The organism is Bacillus cereus group sp. BfR-BA-01355 (assembly GCF_022663675.1).
Classification (GTDB): Bacteria; Bacillota; Bacilli; order Bacillales; family Bacillaceae_G; genus Bacillus_A; species Bacillus_A thuringiensis_S.
The window spans coordinates 42,241-68,395 of sequence record NZ_JAKUFY010000016.1 but is presented as its reverse complement, the minus strand read 5'-3'; the positions used below and the strand labels follow the sequence as shown (position 1 = coordinate 68,395).

Here is a 26,155-nt window from a genome sequence, read left to right as displayed (position 1 = left end):
AATATTTCATTTATCATCCATATTTTTAAATAAATTCATTTATTTGTTTTCTAATAATTCCTTAGAAATTAAATATAGCAACTCTTTTTCAACTTCTTTTAAATAGAAATGATTTCCTGGTAACATCTGAACTTTAAATGCTTTACTAGTGTGTTTCTCCCACTGTTTTAGATGCTCTAAACGAACTCTACTATCCTCTGTTCCACCATACGCCACAATAGGACAATTTAATTTATTTCTTTCTTTATATACATACTTTTCACACACTTCAAAGTCCGCACGTATAGTAGGTATAATTAATTCCATTAACTCTTGATTACTTAATATTTCTTCAGATGTTCCTCCCATTTCTTTTAATTTCTCAATAAAAATAGGTACAGATAAATCATGCATATTATTTGTTATTGGCGATAGATGCGGTGCCCTAAAACTCGAAATAATTAACTTTTCTGGAAATGTTGAAAAATTTTCTTTTAGATACCATGACATTTCATAACTTAATAATGCCCCCATACTATGTCCAAAAAATACATAAGGCTTATCTAATAAAGGAAGAATCTCTACTGCTAATTCACATATAATTGATTGGATATTATTGAATGGTTTCTCCATAATTCTATTTTCTCTACCTGGTAATTGAACAGCAATTACCTTAACCTGTTCCGGTAATTTAGTTGCCCATTTTTTAAAATTACTGGCACTTCCTCCTGCATAATGAAAACAAAATAATCTCATACTAGTTGGAAAAGAATTTACCTTATTATATTTTTTGAAATATAGCGATGGTGAATAAATATTATTCATATCAAACACACCTTTAAAAATTAATTTAAATTAGAACTAGAATTGTATAATTTTTTACTTATCTCTTCTAAGAATATATCAATATGATATGCAATATCTTCAGCATGCGCAGACTGCATCATACTATAATGAGTTGCGTTTAGTTCTATAACTTTTAATTCTTTTTGCACATATTTCCCCCAAAATAAGGTATCATCTTCTGCATGATTATTTTCTTTATGTGGATGATTTGCAGTAAAAAGTAATATATCTTGATCCAATTTTTCCGGTTGATAACTCCGATAAGCATTAAGATTTGTTTGAAATACCTGAATCATCTTTTCTAGATCTTCAACTTGTATATCTTGCTTAAACTTTGAATGATTTTTCAAATAACTTATTACATAGCGAATACGTTCATCTTGCATACTTAAATTTTTGTATCCTAATATTAATTCTTCGGATACTTCTAGGTTATATTGCTTCATTAAATCATTCATAAATACGGCTAAGTCATCCCATTCTGATGAATCATTATATATATCTGGTGCCCATGTATCTAGCAATATAATGGCTTCAACCTTTATTCCTTTCTCAACTAATTTTCTCGCCATTTCAAAAGCTACAACCCCACCAAAAGACCATCCACCAATAATATAAGGACCCTCTTCCTGAACATTCTGCATTTCCTTAATATAAAAATTAGCCATTTCTTTTATATTTGTTAATATTGTTTCTTCACTCTCTAATCCTAGCGACTGAAAAGCGTAAAAAGGACGCTTAACCCCTAAATATTTAGCTAATTCAAAATAACTTATAATATGTCCACCAATAGGATGAACAAAGAAAATAGGTCTCTTATTCCCCTTTGGTTGAAGAGGTACTATTGAATTATTAACTTTATAAATTTTATTTCTATCTATTTGTTTCGCTAATGCAGCAATTGTTCCACTTTGAAAAATAACAGTTAACGGAATTTTTACATTAAAAGTATTTTTAATTTTTGACATTAATTGAACAGCCAATAGAGAGTGCCCACCAATTCCGAAAAAATTGTCATATATAGAAATTCCAGAATAACCTAGTAGCTCTTCCCAGATTTCAACTAATTTTTTTTCAATATCTGTTTTGGGTTCGATATATTCTGTTCGTTTAATTAAGGACATATCTGGAGCAGGCAATGCCTCCTTGTCTACTTTTCCATTAATTGTTAAAGGTATTTTTTCTAACAACACAAAAGCACTCGGTACCATGTAATCCGGCAACTGCTCTGACATATAATTGCTAAGTTTCTCAACCTCATCAGCTGTAAGGTCATCTCCAATAATGTACCCAACTAATCTTTTTTCACCTGGAATGTCTTCTCGAACTAAAACAATACCCTCACGTATTTTAGAATATTGATTAAGTATAGTTTCAATCTCTCCTAATTCAATTCTAAATCCTCTCAATTTAACTTGTTGATCTATGCGGTCAATATACTCAAGATTTCCATTTGGTAAATAACGCACTACATCTCCAGTTTTATACAATTTCTGTTCCTCATTACTATCGAATGGAGAATTAATAAATCTTTCCGCAGTTAATTCCGGTCGTTTATAATACCCTTTTGCTAATCCCACTCCTCCAATATATAGTTCTCCATGAACACCAATAGGTACGGGTTGTAAAGAGGTATCTAATACATACATTTCAGTATTGAAAATAGGCTTTCCTATAGGTATGGATTTACTATAATTCTCTCCTGGTTTTACTATATAATTAGTACATCCAACTACTGCTTCAGTTGGTCCATATTCATTTATTATGACTGTATTTGGAGCATGCTTTACCCAAAAATCAACATGTTTTGCGAGTAGAGGCTCCCCTCCTACTACAAAAGTATCTGTACAAAAAGCAGCATCTTCTTCAGAAACTTGATGAGATAATAACTCTAAATGGGCTGGTGTTAGCTTTATAACACTATATTTTCTTTTCTGAACCCATCTTCCTAATTCTTCTAAATCTAATCCCTCAGGAAATAAAACTACTGTTTCTCCTATACATAATGGAGAAAGCATCCCTGTAATTGTTAAGTCAAAAGATATTGATGACAGAACTAATGAACCTTGTCCACCATTCCCTTTATAATAATTTTGAGTGCACCAATTTAAATAATTTGTTAATCCTCGATGTGGAACCATGACTCCTTTTGGTTTTCCAGTAGATCCTGAAGTATAAATTACATAAGCTAGATTATGCACTTGAACTTCCCCTATTAAATCCGAAGTCCTCATTTTTTCAATTTCATTCCAATCCGTATCTAAACAAATAACCTTCACTTTATCTTTATGAATTCTATTAGATAAGCCCTGATGGGAAAGAACAATTGGTACCATAGAGTCTTCTAACATATAATGAATTCTTGCTGATGGAGCATTTGGATCAATTGGTACATATGCTCCACCTGCCTTTAAAACCCCAAAAATTCCTATAATTAGATCTAAAGAACGTTCCATGGAAATACCTACCATAACTTCTGGACCTACCCCTTGACCTTTTAAATAATGAGCTAACTGATTAGATTTTTTATTTAATTCATCATAAGTTAATGAAGCATCCCCGTATTGTACTGCTATATTGTTCGGTACTTTTTTGACCTGTTCTTCAAATAGTTCAGGTAGAGTGGTATCTATCTGTAAATTATTTATTACATTATGTTTTCTTTTAATTATTTGATTCAATTCTTCTTTGTTTATTAATGATAATTGGTTTAATTTTATGTTGGGATTTTCAATTACCTGTTCTAATATAGACAGATAATGTTTAGAAATACGTTGAATGGTACTTTTTCTAAATAAACTAGTGTTGTAGTTAAAAGTTCCAGATACCTTATCTTCCTCCTCAATCATAGATAAGGTCAAATCAAACTTTGCAACATTAATATTTAATTTCTCAGGCCTAATTTTTACACCTGACATTTCAATTATATTTTGTGTTTGTTTCTCTAAAGCAAAAACAGTTTGAAAAAGTACAGAGCTATTACTCTGACGTTCTGGTACAATTTCTGCAACAATATTTTCAAATGGGATATCTTGATTCGAATATGCTCCTAGGCATGTTTGTTTTACTTCTTGTAATAGTTCCCTAAAACACATATCTTTTCTCACTCTAGTACGCAATGCTAACGTATTTACAAAAAAACCTATTAATGGTTCAATTTCTAAATGATTTCGATTTGCAATTGGTGTACCCACAATAATATCTTCTTGTTTACTATATTTATATAACAAAATATTATACGCCGCTAATAACAGCATATACAATGTACCACCCTCCTGTTGGGATAAGGTTCTTAATTTCTCTACTAACCCTTTAGGAATTGTGATATATTCTTCGTCTCCATTATATGTTGCTTTATTAGGTCTTGAAAAATCTCTTGGTAAATCTAGCACAGGTAGATTGCCACTCAATTGTTTTTTCCAATAATTCAATTGTTCTTGTTGCTTGGAACCTTTTAACCATCCCTTTTGCCAAATAGAAAAATCAGCATATTGCATTGTTAATGGTAATAAAGGGGAATTGTTTCCTTTTATAAATGCATTATAAACTTTCGAAATTTCTTGAATTAAAATTCCAACAGACCATCCATCTCCAACAATATGATGCATATTTAGCAACATCCAATATTCTTTTTCTTCTACTTGCCAAATATTTGCACGTACAAGGGGACCTATCTCAAGATTAAAAGGTTTTTTTGCAACCTTTTTTATCTGTTCATCAGAAATTTTTTGTCTTTCCTCTTTAGAATACGCCCGAAGATCAACATATTTAACTTTTATTGATAAATTCGGATTTACAATTTGGATTGGCTGCTCGTCCATTAATAAAAAAGTAGTGCGTAAAATTTCATGTCTTTGTATAATTTCATTTAAACTTTTTTCAAAAACATTAATATCAAAGTCTCCTTCTATCTTCAGAAGAAACGGCATATTATACGTTGAAGAACCGGGTTGTAATTGATCAAAAAACCAAAGTCTTTGCTGAGCAAAAGATAGAACAGGAAGGTCACTTTCCCTCCTCTTTTTCATAATATTTTTAGAACTATTCCGTTTTAATCGATCCATTAAAAATTTTTTCTTCTCTGGGGATAATGATTCTAATTTTGCAAATAAATCTTCCTTTCTTTCCATAAACGCACCTCCATTATTAAAAAGTATATTTCGTAATATAACACTCTTCTGAAATTAATAAATTATCTACTCTTGATGATTTATTAATATTGATAATGCTTTATCTGACATCATTTCATCTGTATCCTCTAAATCTTTTAGTAAATCGATCAACTCTTTATCTTGCTCCAGCTCTAGTTCTTGTTTCACAATCAAAACAAACTCCTCTAAGGTAGTAACTTCAAATATTATCTTTAATGGTAATTCTATTTTCAATTTGTTTCTTACTAGCGAAATAAATTTTGTTGCTAGTAAAGATTCCCCACCACTTTTAAAGAAATTATCTTTCATGCTTACCTTCTTATATCCCAATACTTCGCCCCAAATCATTGCAATTTCTTTCTCCAAATCAGTTATTGGTTCTACAAATTTCTGATCATCCCCACTAAATATTGGTTTTGGTAACCGTCTTCTATCAATTTTCCCATTTGGAGTTAATGGAAGTTCTTCTAATACTACAAACTTTGCTGGTATCATATAATCTGGTACATGTTTTTTCATATATTCATAAAGAAAATCCCATTGCATCATGTGTTTATATTTTGGTACAACATATGCTATTAATTTTTTATTCTCATTTTCCTCATAAACATTAACAACTACACTTGAAATTGCATCATGATTACTTAAAATACTTTCAATTTCTCCTAATTCAATTCTAAATCCTCTCAATTTAACTTGTTGATCTATGCGATCAATATACTCAAGATTTCCATTTGGTAAATAACGCACTATATCTCCAGTTTTATACAATTTCTGTTCCTCATTACTATCGAATGGAGAATTAATAAATCTTTCCGCAGTTAATTCTGGTCGTTTATAATACCCTTTTGCTAATCCCACTCCTCCAATATATAGTTCTCCATGAACACCAATAGGTACGGGTTGTAAAGAGGTATCTAATACATACATTTCAGTATTAAAAATAGGCTTTCCTATAGGTATGGATTTACTATAATTCTCTCCTGGTTTTACTATATAATTAGTACATCCAACTACTGCTTCAGTCGGTCCATATTCATTTATTATGACTGTATTTGGAGCATGCTTTACCCAAAAATCAACATGTTTTGCGAGTAGAGGCTCCCCTCCTACTACAAAAGTATCTGTACAAAAAGCAGCATCTTCTTCAGAAACTTGATGAGATAATAACTCTAAATGGGCTGGTGTTAGCTTTATAACACTATATTTTCTTTTCTGAACCCATCTTCCTAATTCTTCTAAATCTAATCCCTCAGGAAATAAAACTACTGTTTCTCCTATACATAATGGAGAAAGCATTCCTGTAATTGTTAAGTCAAAAGATATTGATGACAGAACTAATGAACCTTGTCCACCATTCCCTTTATAATAATTTTGAGTGCACCAATTTAAATAATTTGTTAATCCTCGATGTGGAACCATGACTCCTTTTGGCTTTCCGGTAGAACCGGAAGTATAAATCATATACGCTAAATCATCTAAATCTACAAAATGGTCAAGATTTATAGTATCTTCCTCATTAATCTCTTGATTTCCATCCATTTGCACTACATTATCAACTCTAAATTCATTAAACCTAGACATAAAACTTTTCTGAGTAAGTAATATATCAAGTTGAGATTCTTCTAATATGTAAGACAGCCTTTCCATTGGATAAGAAGGATCTAACGGGATATAAGCTCCCCCAGCTTTAAGTATTCCCAATATTGAAATCATTAAATCCGAACAACGCTCTAAGCAAATTCCAACATATCTTCCCGAACTGACCCCATTTCTCCGCAAGTAATGCGCAACTTGATTTGCTCTATTATTTAATTCACGATAAGTTAATGAATCATTTTCACAGATTAAAGCTATAGCATCAGGGGTTTTTGTTACTTGTAATTCAAATTTTTCTTGTATACACATACTACTTAAATTTTCTTTATTGTTATTCCACCCATTTAAAATCTTTCTTTTTTCTTCATCATCTAATAATGAAATTTCACTTAATTGAACATTCGGATTTTCTATAATATCTTTTAATATAGTTACAAAATGTTTTGCCATCTGTTGTATACTGCTTTTCATAAATAAATCTGTACTATAGTTAAACGTGCAAATAAGTTCATCATCATGTTCATTAATTATTAAACTTAAATCGAATTTTGCTGTATCGGTTTCGAATCTTTCAAAATCCATATTTACATTTGCAAGATTGAGAGATTTTTTAATATTCTGTTCTAGTGAAAACATCGTTTGAAACAAAACTGAATTATTTGCTGTTCGTTCTGAATTTAATTCACCCACAATTGCTTCAAAAGGTATATCTTGATTTGAATATGCTCCTAAGCATATTTCTTTTACTTTATTAATCAGTTCACGAAAAGCTACATCTCTTTTTGAATTAATACGTAAAGCTAATGTATTTACAAAAAATCCAATGAGAGGCTCTATCTCTCTATGATTCCTATTTGCAATTGGTGATCCTATGATAATATCTTCCTGATTGGTATACTTTAGAAGAAGGGTATAATATGCTGCAAGCAAAGTCATATATAATGTACAACCTTCACTTTTACCTAATTCTTTTAATCTCTGCACAGTTTCATATGAAATTTTAACAAGTTCATTACTACCCTTGTATGATAATTTACTTGGTCTGGAAAAATCAGTGGGTAAATCTAGTACTGGTAAGACATCTTTAAATTGTTTCTTCCAATAGTCTAATTGTGTTTGAAATTTAGAACCTGTTAACCAATTCTTTTGCCAAATTGAGAAATCCGCATATTGTATCTTCAAAGGTGATAAATTAGCAACATCCGCTTTCAAAAAATTATTATATAAAATAGATAGTTCCTCAATTAATATAGCCATTGACCAACCATCCCCAATAATATGATGCATATTTACTAAAACCAAAAATTCATCTTCTGTTATCTGCCAAATACTTGTATGTAGTAACGGACCCATTTCCAAATTAAAAGGTTCGATTGCTTTCCTTTTCATTTGTGACGAACATATATCTTCAGCAGTGTCCTTGGAATAGGAACACAAATTATGAACTTCAAAATCTATTTCCATAAATGGATGTATTTTTTGACGTAAATCTCCATCTAACGATAAAAATGTAGTACGAAGAATTTCATGCCTGCATATAATTTCATTTAAACAACGTTTAAAGACACTAATATTAAATTCTCCCTTTATTTTCACTAAAAACGGCATATTGTATATAGAAGACCCAGGCTCTAATTGTTCAAGAAACCACATTCTTTGTTGTGCAAATGATAAAATTGTAGGTTCATTAGTTTTTCGAGAAGGAATTATACTTGATTCATTTTTATTCAATTGTTTCTCTAAAAATATTCTTTGTTCAGGAGATAATTTAGCTAACCTAGCCATAAGCTTTTCTTTACTCATTTTTTCTGATCCTCCTAATATCATAAATTGGTGGTGGGAATAGACTTTTAATATTCCCACCTACCTCATTATTTACAACTTATTATTGACCATCTTTTAAAATTAAATTTATTTCCTCTTCAGATAGTCCTTGAAGATCACTAATTAAATCTTGAATTTCCTGATTCTGTTTTAAATCTAATTCAGATTTAACAGCTAAAACTAATCCTTCTACAGTTGTTACCTCAAAAAGAGTACGTAACGACATATCTATTTGAAATTCTTTTCTAATTAAAGAAATCAATCTTGTTGCAATTAAAGATTCTCCCCCATTTTCAAAAAAGTCATCTCTCATACTAACCGATTGATATCCAAGTACATTTCCCCAAATCTTTGCAATTTTTTTCTCTAAATCTGTTTTAGGTTCAACAAAATTATCCTCATTAAGATTAAACATAGGATCAGGTAGATTTTTTCTATCTAACTTTCCAGTTGAAGTAATTGGGAATTCATCTAAAAAGACAAAGAAAGAAGGAATCATATGAGCTGGAACTTGTTCCTTCATATAATTACGTAATTCTTTTGTTGTTAAATTTGAATTCTTTTCAAGTGTTAAATAAGCTATTAATCTTTTATTCCCTGAAGAATCCGTATGCGCTAAAGTAACGACTTGTATAATATCTGGGTGTTTACTTAATATTGCCTCTACTTCGCCTAGCTCAATTCGGAAACCACGAATTTTCACTTGATAATCTATGCGCCCTAAAAATTCAACTGCACCATCATTACGTAAACGAACTAAATCTCCAGTCTTATATAGACGTTCATTTTTATCATTAGTAAACGGGTTTTTCCTAAAAGCTTTTTCAGTTTTTTCTTTATCATTAAGATAACCACGTCCTACACAAACACCACCATAACATAATTCCCCAGGTACCCCTATAGGTACTGGATTCATAAATTGATCTAAAATATATACCGTACAATTCGGAATTACCTTTCCTATTGATATAAAGTTTTCTTCTAAAGCTGGCGGCTCTAAAATATAATGATGATTAACATCATCTGAACTCTCCGTTGCTCCACAAGCATTAATCATCGGAATATCCGGATAATACTTAAACCATTGACGGCAAAGTTCAGGTGGTAAAGTTTCCCCATTTAACACTACCCATCGTAAGGAACTAAAGCTCGGTCTTTTTTCTTCATTTAAAGAAATTCTTTCTAAGGTTGATTGAAGTACCGTAGGTACAGTTTCAAATACTGTTAAATTCGCTTTTTCCATTTCATTCAGTTGCACTTCTGGATCAAGTTCAGCTTCATCAGGTAATATATATGTCTGTCCGCCAACTAATAATGCGGATAGTAATTGCCAAACTGATACATCAAAACATTGAGTAGCATTTTGTGCTACTATATCTGATTCTTTAATATCAATTACATCTATTTTTGCAAATAAATGATTAATCATACCTTTATGCTCCACCATTACACCTTTAGGAAGTCCTGTAGAACCTGAGGTATAAATGATATACGCTAAATCATTTAAAGTTACTTCATTATGTTGATATAATACATTTTGACTTTCAATTTGCTCCCTACTACTATCTAAGGAAACTATTTTTAATTTATCTTTTGGTATTCTATCGGTAAATTTTTCATATGTTAGTAATACATCCATACCTGAATGTTCAATCAAATACTCAATACGACTTTCAGGATATTTAGGGTCTAGAGGTATATAAACTGCACCAGCTTTAAAAATACCAATCACTGTTATAGCCCAATCTATATTTCTTTCTCCAAAGTAACCAACAAACATACCTGGTTTAACATCAATGGACTTCAAATAATTAGCCAAGCAATTAGAACGTTTTTGAAGCTCTTGATAAGTAATTACCTGATTTTGAAATACTATTGCTTTATTATCTGGTGTTTTCTTCACTTGCTTATCAAAAAGGATATGGAAGCACTCATCAACGCTAAAGTCTACCTCATCATCATTTTTTAAAGTTACTTGGTCGATTTCTTCATTTGATAATAAACAATTTTCATGATGATTAACTGAGGAGCCTTGAGCTATTAATTCTAAAGTTTTTACATAATAACCTGATATATAATTAATTTGTTCCTCATTTATATCTTCTGGATAATAGTCTAATACACACATCAACTGAGATGTTTGAGGATCAATAGAAAATTGTACTGTAAGTGGTACATAAGCTGATTCACGATGCTCTCCATTCAATATTTCAATACCAGCTTTTTTTCCGATATCTTGATAAGCATGGAAATGAGTATAGTTAAAAATAGTTTCAAACATACGTTTTCCGCCACTATACTTTCTTTGTAAATCTACTAATGGATAGCGACGATACGGATGAGCTTCCCTCTCTGCGTCAAAAGTTTTACAAACCAACTCTTCCCAAGAACAGTTACCAATATCTAAACGAAACGGCATCGTATTTATCATCGAACCAAGTACTTTTTCTGCATCTGGTTCCTCTGGCCTTCCACCGGCTACTACCCCTGTAACAACATCAGTTTGACCAGTAAGTAAGCTAACCACTTTTAAATGTGCTGCTAATACTACATCTTTAAGAGGTACCGATACTTTTCTAGAAAGGCGTATTAGTCCTTCAGAAACTTGCTGCGAAATTGGAAGCATCAACCTATTGTTTTCAGTTACTTTCGAAGCAGACGTTTTTAACCAACGTGGTACCTGCATAGTCGATACATCCTGTAGTTTGCTCTCCCAGAATTCATTGGCTTCTTTCGATTCTTTTGTCTGTTGTTCTAATTGTACATAGCGATTGAATTTAGCATTTAATTTTTTAGATTCTAATGTGTTAGGGTTTTCTGTCAAATCCCTATAATTGGTTAACAGTTCTGTAACCGTCGATGCAACACTCCAACCATCCAGTATAGGCTCACACATTGTAAATTGGAAGATTTCATCAGATAATAAGTGAACATGAAAACGGAATAATCCTGGTTTAGACCAATCAAATTTTGTGTGCTCCTCTTTACTCACAAAATCTTTTAAATACTTTTCTTGTTCTTCTCCATTCATATGACGAAGGTCTTGGACATTTAATTTTAATTCTGTATTCTCATGAACTAATTGTAGTGGTTTACTATAACTAGAAATATCAAATGAAGTTCTAAAAATTTCATGTCTTTTTACTAATCGATTAATTGCTTCGTTAAAAATATCTTCATTAAAATCAGCACGTAAACGATACGTTTCTAGATAAGATCTATACACTTCATTAACTTCACTGTGATAATAAATTGTCATTTGTATTGCTGGGATAGGATATGCATCCTCAATTCCATTAGGAATTATCCTTCTATCTTCTTCTGAGATTAACGAAAACGGTGGGACTGTTACGTCCTTATCTTCTATGCTGTTCTGCATATCTACTACTTTAGATAAATCTCTAATTGTTTGATATTTAAAAATTTGTTCTAAAGAAATATTTAGCCCTCTTTCTTTTGCAAGCGAACATATTTTAATACTTCTAATAGAGTCACCACCAATTAAAAAGAAATTATCATCTATTCCTATCTCTTGTATACCCAATACTTCTTCCCAAGTATCAGCTAAAATTTTCTCTATTTGTGTTTCAGGTTCAATATATTTCGCTCTTTCAACCGCAAACATGTCTGGAGCAGGTAATGCCTTTTTGTCTACTTTTCCGTTAATTGTTAATGGGAATTTATCCAATAATACAAAAGCACTTGGTACCATATAATCTGGTAGCTGTCCTGACATATAATTTCTTAGCTCGCCAATTGCAGTAGGCATCAAATTATCTCCAACAATGTAAGCTATTAGTTTTTTATCACCAGGAACATCTTCACGAACTAACACTATACCTTCACGAACTTTCGAGTATTGATTCAGAATAGCCTCAATCTCACCTAGTTCAATCCTAAATCCACGAATTTTTACTTGATCATCAATACGCCCTAAGTACTCAATATCTCCATTTGGTAAATAACGTGCTAAATCACCTGATTTGTATACTAGCCCTGCTTGCTCTAAAGATGGAATTTTCACAAAACGTTCTTCAGTTAACTCTTGTTTATTTAAATATCCTCTTGCAACTCCTGCTCCACCTATATACATTTCTCCAATTACTCCAATAGGTACATGCTGCAAATCTTGATTTAATATATATACCTGAAGATCGGGAATCGCTGTACCAATTACACTTGCTTGACTATCTAAATCAGCCTTTGATAAAGCTCGATATGTGACATGAACTGTTGTCTCTGTGATTCCATACATATTTATTAATTGAGGTTTTGCATCTCCATGTCTCTCAAACCATCCACCTAGACTCTGAATTTCTAATGCTTCTCCACCAAATATTACATATCGTAAATTTAATTCATGTGGCATATTTACTTTTTCATCTACGTGTATTAATTGACGAAATGCTGATGGTGTCTGATTTAAAACTGTTACTTTTTCTTTAATTAACAATTCATAAAATTGCTCTGGATCACGACTCACATAATATGGAACAACGATAAGTTTTCCTCCATATAATAAAGCTCCCCAAATTTCCCATACAGAAAAATCAAATGCATATGAATGGAACATCGTCCATATGTCCTTTTCATTAAAATTAAAATGGTTATCCGCTGCTTTAAACAATCGAACTACGTTCTTATGCGGTATTAAAACACCTTTAGGGTTACCAGTAGAGCCAGATGTATAAATAACATAAGCTAAGTTATCTTCTGTAATGTCTGAAATTAGATTGGTATCTTCCATCTCTCTAATCTCTTGCCAATTTGTATCCAAACAAACAATTTTTGTTAGGTCATTTTGTACATTATTAACTAAATTTTTTTGTGTAAGAACAATTGGCACATTTGAGTCTTCTAACATATACTGGATTCTTCCAGCAGGTGCATGTGGATCAAGTGGAATATATGCTCCGCCTGCTTTTAAAACACCTAGAATACCCACAATTAAATCTATGGAACGTTCCATGGCGATACCAACCATTACTTCAGGACCTACTCCCAAATTTGTTAAATATCTTGCTAATTGATTGGCACGTTTATTTAACTCTTCATAAGTTAAACTTTGATTCATATATCTCACAGCAACAGCATTACCATGTAAGTTAACTTGCTTCTCGAACAGTTGCGGTATTGATAAATGTGTAGAATACTCTACTCTTTTTTTACTCCAATCATTTAACTGTAGTAACTCTTTCTCAGTTAAAATAGGTATTAAATTTATAGAATTATCTGGGTTTTTTATTATACTGTCTATTAATATTTCAAAATGATTTATCATACGTTTTACTGTGAACTCTTTAAACAGCTCTGTATTATACTGGAAATTAATAATTAATCCCTCATCAGATTCTGCAACTGTTGTAGTGATATCAAATAACGATGAATTATCCTCAAGTGGAAATAGGCTTAAACTAGCGTTATCGAAATCAATCTTTGTAGTTTCACACCCTACAGTGAAAGGGGCGAGAGTTTTATTATAAACACCCACATTTTGCATTACGAAAGCAGTTTGAAAAACCGGTGGTCTGCTTGAATCTCTATCAATTTTTAAGTTTTTTATTAATGATTCAAAAGGATAATCCTGATTACGATAAGCTCCAATTACTTTATGATTTGTTCGCTCAATCATTTCATTAAATGTTGGATTCCCTGCTAGGTTTAATCGTATTGGAACAGCATTAGTTAAATATCCTACTAAATTAGCAAACTCTTTCTTCACTCGCCCTGCCATATAAGAACCAATGATAATATCATCTTGATTTGTATAACGATACATTAAAACACCATATGCTGAAAGTAACGTATTATATAATGTTACTCCTCTATTTTTAGAAATCTCTTTTAGCTTGTTGTGTATGGATTTATTTAAACGTAACCTTAAGTTTGCTCCTCTATTCGATTGTACTGGTGGACGTTTATAATCAATTGGTAAGTTTAAAATTGGTAACTCACCCGATAGTTCCTCTTCCCAATATTCCAATTTACTTGCACCTTCTGAACTATTAAGCATTGCATTCTGCCAATTTACATATGAGCTATAATCATAATCATTGGTTCTTAATGTACTTACATCCCCTACTATTATTCTTGTATATAATGTCTTCAACTCATTAAATAAAACATCGATTGACCAATAATCAATTACGATATGATGGAAAGACCACAACATTACATATTGGGATTCATTACGTTTAAGAACATATACACGCATAGTATTACCTTGTTCTAAAGTGAAATTACGACTAGATTCAACATTCAAAAACTCATTCAACTTTTCTGTTTTCCAATTACTTACATCCATTAATTGAAAAGATACATCCTTTTGCTTTGCTATATTTTGAATCAATTCACCCTCATATTCATAAAAAGATGACCTTAATATACAATGCCTATTAACTAATTCTTGAAAACTCTTCTGTAGGGATGTTATATCTAGCTTTCCTTCAATATTAAAAGCACGTGATACATTATAAGCAGAACTATTTGGAGCTAATTTATATAAAAACCATAATCCTTGTTGTCCACGAGACATCGGTATTTCTCCACTTTTTATCTGATCAATTTCTAGTTTAGTAGTCAAATATTTTTCTCTATACAATTGATTATTCATCTCTTGTGCTATTTGTAATATACTCGGACCTTCTAATAAAAAAGTTGGTTCTAGTACAATTTCTAAATCTGTCTCTATATGACTCTGTAATTGTATTGCTGTTATTGAATCTAAACCTAAACTATTTAGTGACTGATTTACACTAATATTAGTAACAGGTATCTTTAAAGATACACCTACTTTCTGAAGTAAGTATTTTTCTAATTTAATTTGCCTTTCTTCTTGAGTTAACTTTACTAGCTCTTGTCTATTAAAAAGAATTTCTTCAATTTCAAATTCTATATCTAACCCACTTGTTTTTTGTACAACATCTTCCCCAATTAATTTAAGTTCTTCGTTTAAATATCCGTTACGACAAGCGTGTCTTTGGATCTTTCCACTAGATGTTTTAGGTATACTTCCAAACTGTAGAAGCAATACTGAATGTACTTGTATTCCGTGCTCCGCAGTTACTGCTTGTCTAATTGCACTAGCAACCTCTTGAACATTAACATTACGGTATTGGCGACTAATTTCTTGTGCCACAATTAACCGTTCTTCACCTTCTTCTATAACAGAAAACGCAGCGGTTGCATTTTTCCTTAAACTTTCATGACTGTTCTCTACTATTAATTCGATATCTTGTGGGTAATAATTTCTGCCTCGAATAATAATTAAATCTTTTATACGCCCTGTAATATATAACTCTCCATCATATAAAAAACCTAAATCCCCAGAACGTAAGAATGGTCCTTTTTTATTAGGCAGAAAAGCTTGGAATGTATCAATTGTTTGTTCTTCTCGACCCCAATAACCTGTTGCTGCACTTTCGCCTTTAATCCAAATTTCACCGATTTCATTACTAGAACATTCTTGACCAGTATCTGGATTAACAATACAAATCTCTTGTTCTTCTGCTATAATCCCACTGCTTACAAGATTACGTACCTTCCCATCTTTACTTAAAATGGAAACTACATTATTTTTCATATCATCAATTGAAAAAGAATGTATTACAGGCTGGCTTTTACTTTTTGCACCAGAAACCAATAATGTATTTTCAGCTAACCCATAGCAAGGATAAAAGGCTTCTTTTCGAAAACCAGATACACTAAATACTTTTGAAAACTCTTCAATAACTTCAGCACGAACAGGTTCTGCACCGTTAAATGCTAGTCTCCAATTACTTAAATCCAACTCAGCTCTTTGCTCCGGTGTTGTCTTTTCAATTAAGAGTTCAAAAGCAAAGTTTGGCCCTCCACTTACAGTAGCTTTATACTTCGATATTGCTTCTAACCAGCGTATTGGTCGCTGCATAAAATCAATTGGTGACATAAATATTACTGGAAACCCTACAGCTAATGGCTGAAGCAATCCTCCAATTAATCCCATATCATGATATGGAGGCAACCATATTACCCCAATATCGTCTTCAGTGGTCTTAAATGACTGCTGAATTAATTTTGAATTGTGCAGTATATTGCCGTGAGTTACCATTACACCTTTTGGTGTAGATGTAGAACCCGATGTATATTGTAGAAACGCAATTGTATTTCTATCTACCTCTGGAAATACCCAATATTCCTCGCAACCTACAGGAACTTCATCTGTATTCAAATACTCTATTGCACAATTATTAAAGTACTCAGATTTTCTCATACGTGCACTAACTTTTGTCTGTGTCAATATATATTTTGCCTCTGCATCTTCTAAAATTACTTTCAAACGTGGCATTAACCTATTTGAAGATGGAGGATATGCTGGTACTGCAATAGCGCCTGCATATAAACATCCAAAAAAGGCAGCTAGATAGTCGATTCCAGGTGGATATAGTAATAAGACTCTTTCATTTTTTGCTCCTCTATCCTGTAACCATGCTCCTATAGCTCTTGCTTTCAAATCTAATTCGCCATAAGTTAATGAGATTTTATCCTCTTCACCATCTCTTAAAAATTGAAATGCAGTTACATCACCTTGTTCTTTAGCACGATATTGCAATAATTCTACAAGTGATGTCATTTCTAAAAGTAATGTATTTTGAAATAATTCCACAATTACTCCACCTTTCACATCTATTTACTTGGTTTAAGTTTTACTTTCATTTTGGAATTCCTATATTGTTCTGGTTTAAACTTTTGAATTTCTAATTGTTGATTCACATATAGTAAAGATTGATCGTCATACCAATGACTTAAAAAATTACCAGATTGCCCCGGCGCATTAATATCCATTCCCAGACAATCTTTCAAATCTACAACCATTCTCCATGGTGCACCATCAAGAATATGACCAGTTTTCCTATCATAAGATGCTAATGCTACCGTTACATAGCTACCTCCAATAGGAATTTTCCCCTGGGGATTTATTAAATTCCCTATAAATTTATTCTTCTTACCAAACGGGTGCTTAGTAATAAAATGATGGAACTCTCCCCACTTCCATTCATAAGGGTTATTTCCCTGTAAATCTATTATAGTAATAATAGATTTTTTAAAGCTTTCTATAATCACTTTCTCAAACCCGCCAGCATTATTAAACCACGTACTATCATTTCCTTGCGCCGCCTTGCGTATAAGCTCGTCAGTTATGTTCATCCGATCAACCATTTTCTCAAATAAAAACGTTCCCATTTTTTCTTTAAAAAGGGTACAACAAATTTCCCACCACCAAAAATGATAAATTAATGGCGCTGCGTTATATGAGGTATCTTTACAATCCCATTTTTGCAAGATCCTAATACATTCCGTTTCTAATTTGTTATGTTTAACAGAATACAATACCGGTAAAAGAATATTTAATAGCTGTACTGCTTGTAAATTTAACGTATCATCTTGCATTATTTTTACATCTTCAATTACTAAAGGTGTATTTTCAGCTATACTTTTTCTTAACATCTGGTTAATTCTTTTTGCACGATATGGGGCATCCCATGAACTTGCAATCATATATGGATAATGATCACCTATAACCTTATTGTTTGCTGAAACAATAAACCCCTGTTTAGGATTGACTACCTCCGGTAATTCTTCAAAAGGTATAAATCCTTTCCATTCAAATTCATCATCGCATCCTGGTACCGGTAATAAACCATTCCCTTTATTACGTATCGGTATTTTACCACCTACTCGATAGGCAATGGTTCCATCTTCTGAAGCAAATAAAAAATTTAAAACCGGTGTACTATATTTACGCAAAGAATTACGAAATTCTTCCCAATTTTTCGAACGATTAATATCTAATAGAGCTTCTAAATCACATGTAGGATAATTTGCATTCCATTGTAAGGCTAGATTTTCCTTTAACTTTATTTGTTGGTTATTACCAATAACATCTGAAATAATAGGTCCATGGCGTGTAACAACAACCGGAAACGCAACATCTGCTTGGCCCTTAACTTTAATTACTTCTTCTATAACTTCAGCTTCTTCCCATTTCCCTTTATATTGAAATTGATTAGGATTACTAGGATTTCTTTTTTCTATAAACAAATCTTGGACATCTGCACGATTATTTGTTACTCCCCATGCTATTTTGTCATTATGGCCAAGTATGATCCCACATACACCAGGTAATGTTACACCTATTACATCCATATTTTCTGTTTCATTGTTCACTTTTAAATGCGTTTGATACCAAGTAGATGGTGCTTGCATTTCAATATGTGGGTCATTGGCCAGTATTGGTTTTCCTGATTTTGTATGCTTACCAGATATAACCCATCCATTTGAACCCTTAGTTACTTCGCTTGATAAATTCAATAATTCTGCTAAATGATCAGAAAAGAAATCTATATTATTTATTGTTTTTTCTGATGTTTGTTGTTTTATCTTTACATTCTCACCCATCATATAATCAGAAATAGTAATGGGTCCATCCGAAGGATAATTTGGTTTTATTTCCTCAAATAATTCATCATCAATTTTCTTTTGCAATTCAAATCGAAAAATTTCATTTGTAAAATTATGACTTAAACTATAGGATAATAATCTCCCTATACTTAACATATCTAGAATTGACCAAGGTTCAGGTTCGTAATCTAAAATTGTAAATTCTACTGGTAATCTATTCAGTTTTTTTGCGTGTTCTATATACGTATTTACTCCATCACAATAACTTTGCATCCATTCCAAGGTTTCTTCTGAATAAAGACTAATAGATTTTTGAGCAGATCTAAATAGTGAAAATGAACGAAAAAGTTTATCATTGTTTATTAAATCTGGACCTAATATCTCAGATAATCTTCCATTTACTAAACGTCTACTCATATCCATTTGCCATAATCTATCTGTAGTAGTTATAAAACCTTGTGCTTTATATACATCATTAAAGTTTCTGGCCTCAATGTGTGGAATCCCTCTATTATCCTTATAAATAATTACTTCTTCACTAAGTCCTGAAATAACATATTCCTTTTCCAAAGAAATGAAATGCTCTCGTAATTTCCGATAAACATTTTGATTACACGCTCTAATTGATCCATAAAAAATAACCTTTCCTAAATTCATAACTTTTTTAATTTTCGGAAAAGGTTTATAAACTCTAGCGATCTTTGCCCTATTATTTTTTTGTGGCTTGTATTGTATATAAAGCACCTACCTTTATAAATAATCTAAAGGGAAAATTATGTATTCTTTGTAAAATAAACTGAAATTACTAATCATAATGAATAATCTGAATTTCAAACTTCCCCCTTCTCCATTTGGTATTTCTCATGCTATCTTAAGTTCAATTTTTTGACAATACTTTCAATAAAAGAGAACTTTTATAAATATTATTCAGAATTATCAAAATAAAATACCATAACCAATGTGGTTATGGTATTAGTTCTACATTATCTGACCTAAATGTGTATCTTTTTTTTCTTTTTTATTGTAAATTTGTTTTCCTCTGTAAAAGAAATAAATACCAAGAAGTGAGATTAAAGCCATAAATAAGAACATTGTTGTCCCACCGTACACTGCTAAAAGAATTCCACCAAACCATGGGCCTACAAAATTCCCGAATTCTCCCAAACTTTGTGCACCATAATATGTCCCTCTTAATCCAGATGGCGTAATTTCATCAACTTGAGCATACTCAGCCGGGATTACTAATATCTCTCCTACTGTAAATACAAACATTGAAATTATGAAAGCAACCCACAATGTTGAGAATGCAAAACCCACTTCTCCTACAGCAAACAAAATACAGCCAAATGCAATTCTTTGAAATAAGCTAAAACGTTCTGCCCATCTGGTTAGTGGTATCTGAATCATAAGCACCGTAAGCCCATTAACACTCATCAATATTGCAAATAATTTAATTCCATCTAAAATATTTTCTTTTAAATATTGCGAAAGTGTAACTGACATCTGACCATGGACTGTTGTTAATAAAATACCACCAATAACAAAAAACATTAACGGAACGTCGCTACGTACTGCATTCCATATAAGAGACATACTAACTTTTTCATCATTCGTAGAAACATCCCTTTGCTCATTATAATTAGTAACTTTCAACATAATAAATAGTATTATTGCATAAAAAATATAAATAATTGCTGTTAATACAAATGCTATTGTACTACCACCAATTCCAAAGAAAGCTCCCAACATTGGACCAATTGATAATCCTAAATTAAATGCTAGATAACGATTCGCAAACATTCTGTACCTTTTGTCATCTGGGGTTAAATCAGCCATTAAAGCTTTTGAAATAGTTCCAAAGAATGCATTTGAAAGTCCCCTGATAATACTAAAAAGTACTAATAAAACCGGATTAAATGTAGAAATAAATCCTAAAAAAGCAATACTTAATCCAATTAAAGAAAAAATCATTAATTTTTTTCTACCTATAAAATCTGATAATACGCCCCCTAAAAGCCCACAAAATGTACCCGCTAGTGGGCCTATCCCAATAATGAATCCAATCGTTGCAAAATTTAACTCTGAAGAGTTACTTAGATGGATTGCTAAAAATGGCATACTCATTGAACTTGTTAAAGAAATTAAGACAGTACCAAATACTAATACGTGCACAATTGGATGATATTCTCGTATATAAGCTTTAAATTTATTCATGAAAATTTTCTTCCCCCTCAAAAATTGCCATAAATTTATTATTAATTTTAGAAATAGCTTCTTTTCTCAAGCTATAAAATGCGGGAATAGAACTTCCAATAAAATGACTTCTTATAATTCCTTCACGTTTTAATTTTGTAATGTGGTGATGCACCGTACTCTTAGCTAAATTCATGTGTTTATGAATTTCAATTAAAGAACGAGGACCTCGAGATAAAAATATTAAAATATTTAATCTAGTCTCATCTCCCAAACATTGCATAACCTTAACTAACTCTTTTGTTCCATCTTCATAGAAAGTTTTATTGATGGGATATAGGCATGTAGCAATTCCATCAAAATAATCCAATATGGTACTAGGGCTACAGTGATATTGTGGTACCAAAATAACTTTTCTCAAGTTATCCTGCTGTTCAATTCTTAATCCATTAGTAGCAGTTTCTATAATATCTATCGGTCTACTAACACTTAATTTTTCATTCAAAGAAATTGCATCCTGTTTTAATTGCATTTGAATGGTAGGATCTATACTTTTAAAATAATATTCGTTCCATTTGTATAAAATATCTACACTTCTATCCCTAATCACACTTAGGTCATTAGATATAGATTCTACCCAAGGAGCTAATCTTTCATAAATCTCTCCCGCTGACAGATTTTCAAACCAATTTAAAAATTCTGGAATGGAAGATTTTTTTTCACATTGAGAAATTAATAACACTATCCGATGTAATACCTCCCATCTTTCATCTTGTAACTCATTGATAAACCTTTCAGGTAACCGTAATTTAGTCTCTTCTAACCAGTTTCCTTTCAAATGAACTTCCTTCATCTTGTCATTATTTATATAGTTGTACAAGCTGATAATAAGTTCATAAGCAGGAGAATGTTCTATAACTATAGAATATTCTCTATCCATTCGATCACCATCTAACATAATTTAAATTTAACTTTATTGTAAGCTAAAGAATTATTAAAAACAATAATTTTCCGAATTTTTCATCATTATATCTGTATTCCCTTTCATTTTTCTTGATAAATAGAATAAAAAACAATATTTATTACCTGAATTTATACAATACGTGATATATTGCATATTGTATAAATTCTTTTGGAGGGATATAATGAAAAAAAATATACACTGTAAAGTAACTGGTTTTTGTTTAATAGTACTAGGGGCTTTATTGGGAAGTACCTCTGGAGCTCTAGGTCAACAAATTTTTGTCCAGAGTAATCTCTCCGTTGAATCAATTGTTGCAGTAAAATTATTGATATCTGGAATTCTAATTTTATTTATCTCGTGCTTTGGCAATAGACGTCTTGATATACTAAATATTTGGAAGTCAGTCCAAGACGCTAATAAAATCATTCTGTTTGGCACAATTGGTGTACTGGGCACTCACTATACATATTTTTCATCAATTAAAGAGGGAAATGTTGCCGTTGCAACTTTACTACTTTATTCAGCTCCGGTCTTTTTAGGTATATACTTAATTCTGATAAATGTTAATTCTCCTAATAAAAAAGAGTTGTTTTCATATTTAATTTTCATAATTGGAATTTATCTTTTCTTCACAAAAAACTCAATTTACCAACTAAATGTTTCTATACTATCTATACTTTGGGGAATATTATCTGGCATGTCGTTTGCATTTTACATAAATCAATTAGATGATCTATGTAAAAGATGGTCATTACGTATAGTATTAGGATGGGGGATGGTAATTGGAGGCATTGCATTATTAATTTTAAATACGCTTTCGACAAGTGAGTTTATCCTGCTTTCTACTGTTAAAACTCTCTCAATCCACACTTTATTATTACTATTTATTATTGTTTTTGGAACTATTCTTACATCAATTTTTTATGTAAAAGGTACAAATTATATTACTCCTAAAGATATTTGCTTATATTCCTGTATTGAACCATTGACAGCAATTTTAATTTCCGTATTATTTTTTAATATTTCATATACAGCTTCTGAATTAATAGGGGCTTTTTGTCTAATTGGAGTTTTTGTATTATTAACCCAACTTAATCCACCAATTAAAAGAACCTTATCACTGGTTAATGGGCAACAAACAAAACTTAAATAAAAACAGTTTTAATACCTTTTACTTTTCCGTTTTGTTCGAAATTTTAGACATTATAAAAAGAAAGGAAGTGTATTATCCTGCCTATACCTAAAAACTATAATAAACAAACGAGATTTTCAGCAAAAACTATTGTTTTAAATCAACTACAAGATTGGATCATTGAAGGTGTTTTAAGACCTAATGAGAAAATTAATGATACTGAACTAGCACAAGCTTTAGGGGTAAGTAGAACACCCGTAAGAGAAGCACTTCAAGTTCTAGAACTTTCTGGACTCGTCGAAATGGTTCCAGGACAAAAAACTAAAATTTCTCCAATCAACGTAGCAGATGTACCATTAATTTATGAAACTATTGCAAGCATACATACCCTTGCGGGAAAACAAGCTATTAATAATATTAAAACATCTGATATTAAAGCACTTACGTTAATAAATAAAGAATTTAAACAAGCTATTGAGAAAATGGATACTAGAAATGCATTAACACTAGATCTAAAATTCCACAACCTAATTGTTGAAATTTCAAAGAATAAATACATTGAACCATTTTTAGAAAACTTACATCTTCATGCCCTGCGTCTTGAGTATATTTTCTTTCAAAACGTAATTCATGATAGTCGATCTATAGATGAACACACTAATATTATCAAAGCATTAGAAATTGGTGACTCATCATTACTAGAAAATACTATGTCTAATAACTGGTTGCGTCCAATGAAAGATGTTCAAAATATATTAACTTCTAAAAATTTATAATTAATTATGTGAACTACTCACCACCCAGCAAAGTTTGATGTGGAGCTTCTCAGTTCCACGACGAAAGTAACCTTTCGTCTCCTTGAGCGTTACTTCGGGGTGTTCTTCCCCTAGATCTCCAACGTTTGGACGCTCTTTTGGTACGGTTGATATTTTATGCAGGAACCGAATGGGTTGGTTTTTACGCTCTATTTTCTTCCTGCATCCTCCTATACCAAGTTATCAAAGAACTTCATATAACTAGTTCATCAAAAAATTTTGGCTATGCCAAACCGAAATTCATCTACCACCTACTGCTTTTCTATCACCCTCCACACAGTTGATGAAGAAGAATTATTTCGGTAAAAATACTCATTTGAGTACTTTTATATTTAATAAGTAAATTTAACTTATATAAAAATTTATCATTATGATAAAATCCAATAAATATATCTAGTGAGTTTTATTTTAAAGTCATCATTTTTAAAGCACGTAATATATTGCATTCAATATATATTTGAAATTCTTTTCTGAAATTTAATGGAGGTGTTTTATTTGAATAAAGTTAATAAGGATCGTATTAAAGGTATGATTATGGTTGTAATAGGTGCTAGCTTATGGGGGCTATCGGGAACCGTCGCTCAACAACTATTCCAGTATAATGGTATTACCACAGAATGGTTGGTTACAATCCGCTTACTGATCTCTGGGGTTACATTGTTACTTATTTCACTTTTTAGTAAAAATAAACTCGAGATTGTTGCAATTTGGAAAAATAAATATGATGCTACTAAACTCATTATTTTTGGGATTTTTGGTATGCTAGGGGTACAATACACTTATTTTGCATCTATTAGTGAAGGGAATGCTGCAGTCGCAACAATTTTACAATATTTAGCTCCAATTTTTATTACTTTTTATCTGATTATCAAATTTAGAGCTTTACCTACTAAAATAGATGTTTTAGCAATAACTTTTGCAACCTTGGGTACTTTCTTATTATTAACCAATGGTTCAATAAATAACCTAACTGTATCAATCCCTGCAATTGTTTGGGGAGTTTTATCTGGATTATCTTTAGCTTTTTATACTCTTTATTCTAAAACTTTATTAGATAAATGGTCTTCCGCAGTTTTAGTTGGTTGGGGTATGATTATTGGCGGAATAGGCGTTACAATAGTTCATTATTTTTCTAAAAAAGAAATAATATTTTTAAAATCAATTGAGAACATTGATCTAAATACGCTATACCTTATTGCCTTTGTAGTTATTTTTGGAACATTAATTGCTTTCTATCTATTTTTAGACAGTATTAGATACATTTCGCCTAAGGAAACTACTTTATTAGGCTGTACTGAACCACTTGCTTCAATCGTTTCATCTGTAGTTATTTTGCATATTCCTTTCTTATTTTTCCAAATCATTGGGGCCATATGTATCATAATTGTAGTGATCTTATTAAGTAGAAAACCTGTAGAAAAACAAAAAAATATTAATGTACTTACTAATGAAAACCTTAATGTCCATCCCAAGTAAAATAATAAAAAATTTTATCTATTAATCATTTCACGGTGAGAATTAATAATAAATTCTGCTGCATATCCTCTGTACACGTGGTCTAAAGCATAAATTTTTTATATTTTGGTGCAAAATGAAAAGTTTCCTCTAATTCAATATTCTCTTTTTTACTTTTAAATTTAAATATTCCAAAGGAATCCTCATTAAACTGCAATTATAAATGTAGGGTTCTACTTATATTTGTGATTTATATAAATAATCTGATTTATTAACTTATCTATATCTTGACTTAAACTTAGCACCTGCTGATGTCTAAATCCATATTTATTTACAAGTTTAATTAATTCTACTTTCTTGTCTTCAATTAGTTTTTGTAAGTTTCTCATCTCCATATCTATTAGAACTCCTTTTTTACGATTTAGCAGTTAAATTATAGTATAGATATAAAAATAAAGAAACTGGAATTTTTGGAAATTGAAAGAAAGAAATTCAGATGTGTCTAAAATACAATTAAAATCATATATATGCATAAATGCATTTAAATTCTTCTATGTTAATGTTATAATAGAATTAACCAAGAAGCATCCAACAAATTATGATTAATCACTACATTTTCTTTCAGAACTAGTCAACATATAAAAAGACACTATGTATATTATAGTGTCTTTTTATATACTCTATAATATTAATTGAACATAAATATGTTTATGCAAATTAAATTACTAAAAAAACTTTAACAAGGGGTTGTACCACA

Annotated in this window: 11 protein-coding genes; 3 read left to right on the top strand and 8 right to left on the bottom strand. The window is 31.2% G+C overall.

All coding sequences use genetic code 11. From position 1 onward, the window contains the following. Positions 1–39: 39 nt before the first annotated feature. The 7 genes from MR167_RS07940 to MR167_RS07910 form a co-directional block, all read right to left on the bottom strand. Positions 40–804 (bottom strand): thioesterase II family protein, encoded by a 765-nt coding sequence (locus MR167_RS07940; RefSeq protein ID WP_242314327.1) that lies wholly within the window; start codon positions 802–804, stop codon positions 40–42. A 20-nt stretch (positions 805–824) separates the two neighbouring features. Then, complete coding sequence (locus MR167_RS07935) at positions 825–4,955, bottom strand: non-ribosomal peptide synthetase (RefSeq protein ID WP_242314325.1); 4,131 nt, start codon at positions 4,953–4,955, stop codon at positions 825–827. 66 nt (positions 4,956–5,021) lie between these two features. Then, on the bottom strand, positions 5,022–8,378 hold the full coding sequence (locus MR167_RS07930) for a non-ribosomal peptide synthetase (protein ID WP_242314323.1): 3,357 nt from the start codon (positions 8,376–8,378) through the stop codon (positions 5,022–5,024). A gap of 82 nt (positions 8,379–8,460) precedes the next feature. After that, positions 8,461–17,043, bottom strand: coding sequence for a non-ribosomal peptide synthetase (locus MR167_RS07925; protein ID WP_242314321.1), 8,583 nt, complete (start codon positions 17,041–17,043; stop codon positions 8,461–8,463). Between the two features lie 20 nt (positions 17,044–17,063). Further along, positions 17,064–19,583 carry a penicillin acylase family protein gene (locus MR167_RS07920; RefSeq protein WP_242314319.1) on the bottom strand — a complete coding sequence of 840 codons (2,520 nt, stop codon included), beginning with the start codon at positions 19,581–19,583 and terminating at the stop codon, positions 17,064–17,066. A 234-nt stretch (positions 19,584–19,817) separates the two neighbouring features. Beyond that, positions 19,818–21,053, bottom strand: coding sequence for an MDR family MFS transporter (locus MR167_RS07915; RefSeq protein ID WP_098236863.1), 1,236 nt, complete (start codon positions 21,051–21,053; stop codon positions 19,818–19,820). Continuing rightward, entirely contained in the window at positions 21,046–21,972 is a 927-nt protein-coding gene (locus MR167_RS07910) for an ArsR/SmtB family transcription factor (protein WP_241846100.1), read from the bottom strand. Before MR167_RS07910 ends, MR167_RS07915 begins: the two co-directional genes overlap by 8 nt. A 205-nt stretch (positions 21,973–22,177) precedes the next feature. On the opposite strand from MR167_RS07910, the gene MR167_RS07905 reads away from it, so the two are divergent. From MR167_RS07905 to MR167_RS07895, 3 genes are all read left to right on the top strand, one after another. Further along, on the top strand, positions 22,178–23,149 hold the full coding sequence (locus tag MR167_RS07905) for a DMT family transporter (RefSeq protein WP_063549485.1): 972 nt from the start codon (positions 22,178–22,180) through the stop codon (positions 23,147–23,149). 77 nt (positions 23,150–23,226) lie between these two features. Continuing rightward, positions 23,227–23,904: a GntR family transcriptional regulator gene (locus MR167_RS07900; RefSeq protein ID WP_043316473.1), complete on the top strand. Its 678-nt coding sequence runs from the start codon at positions 23,227–23,229 to the stop codon at positions 23,902–23,904. Between the two features lie 519 nt (positions 23,905–24,423). Beyond that, positions 24,424–25,419 (top strand): DMT family transporter, encoded by a 996-nt coding sequence (locus MR167_RS07895; protein WP_078994923.1) that lies wholly within the window; start codon positions 24,424–24,426, stop codon positions 25,417–25,419. A gap of 212 nt (positions 25,420–25,631) precedes the next feature. On the opposite strand, the gene MR167_RS07890 is transcribed toward MR167_RS07895, so the two are convergent. After that, positions 25,632–25,793: an aspartyl-phosphate phosphatase Spo0E family protein gene (locus tag MR167_RS07890; RefSeq protein WP_000425966.1), complete on the bottom strand. Its 162-nt coding sequence runs from the start codon at positions 25,791–25,793 to the stop codon at positions 25,632–25,634. Between the last annotated feature and the right edge of the window lie 362 nt (positions 25,794–26,155).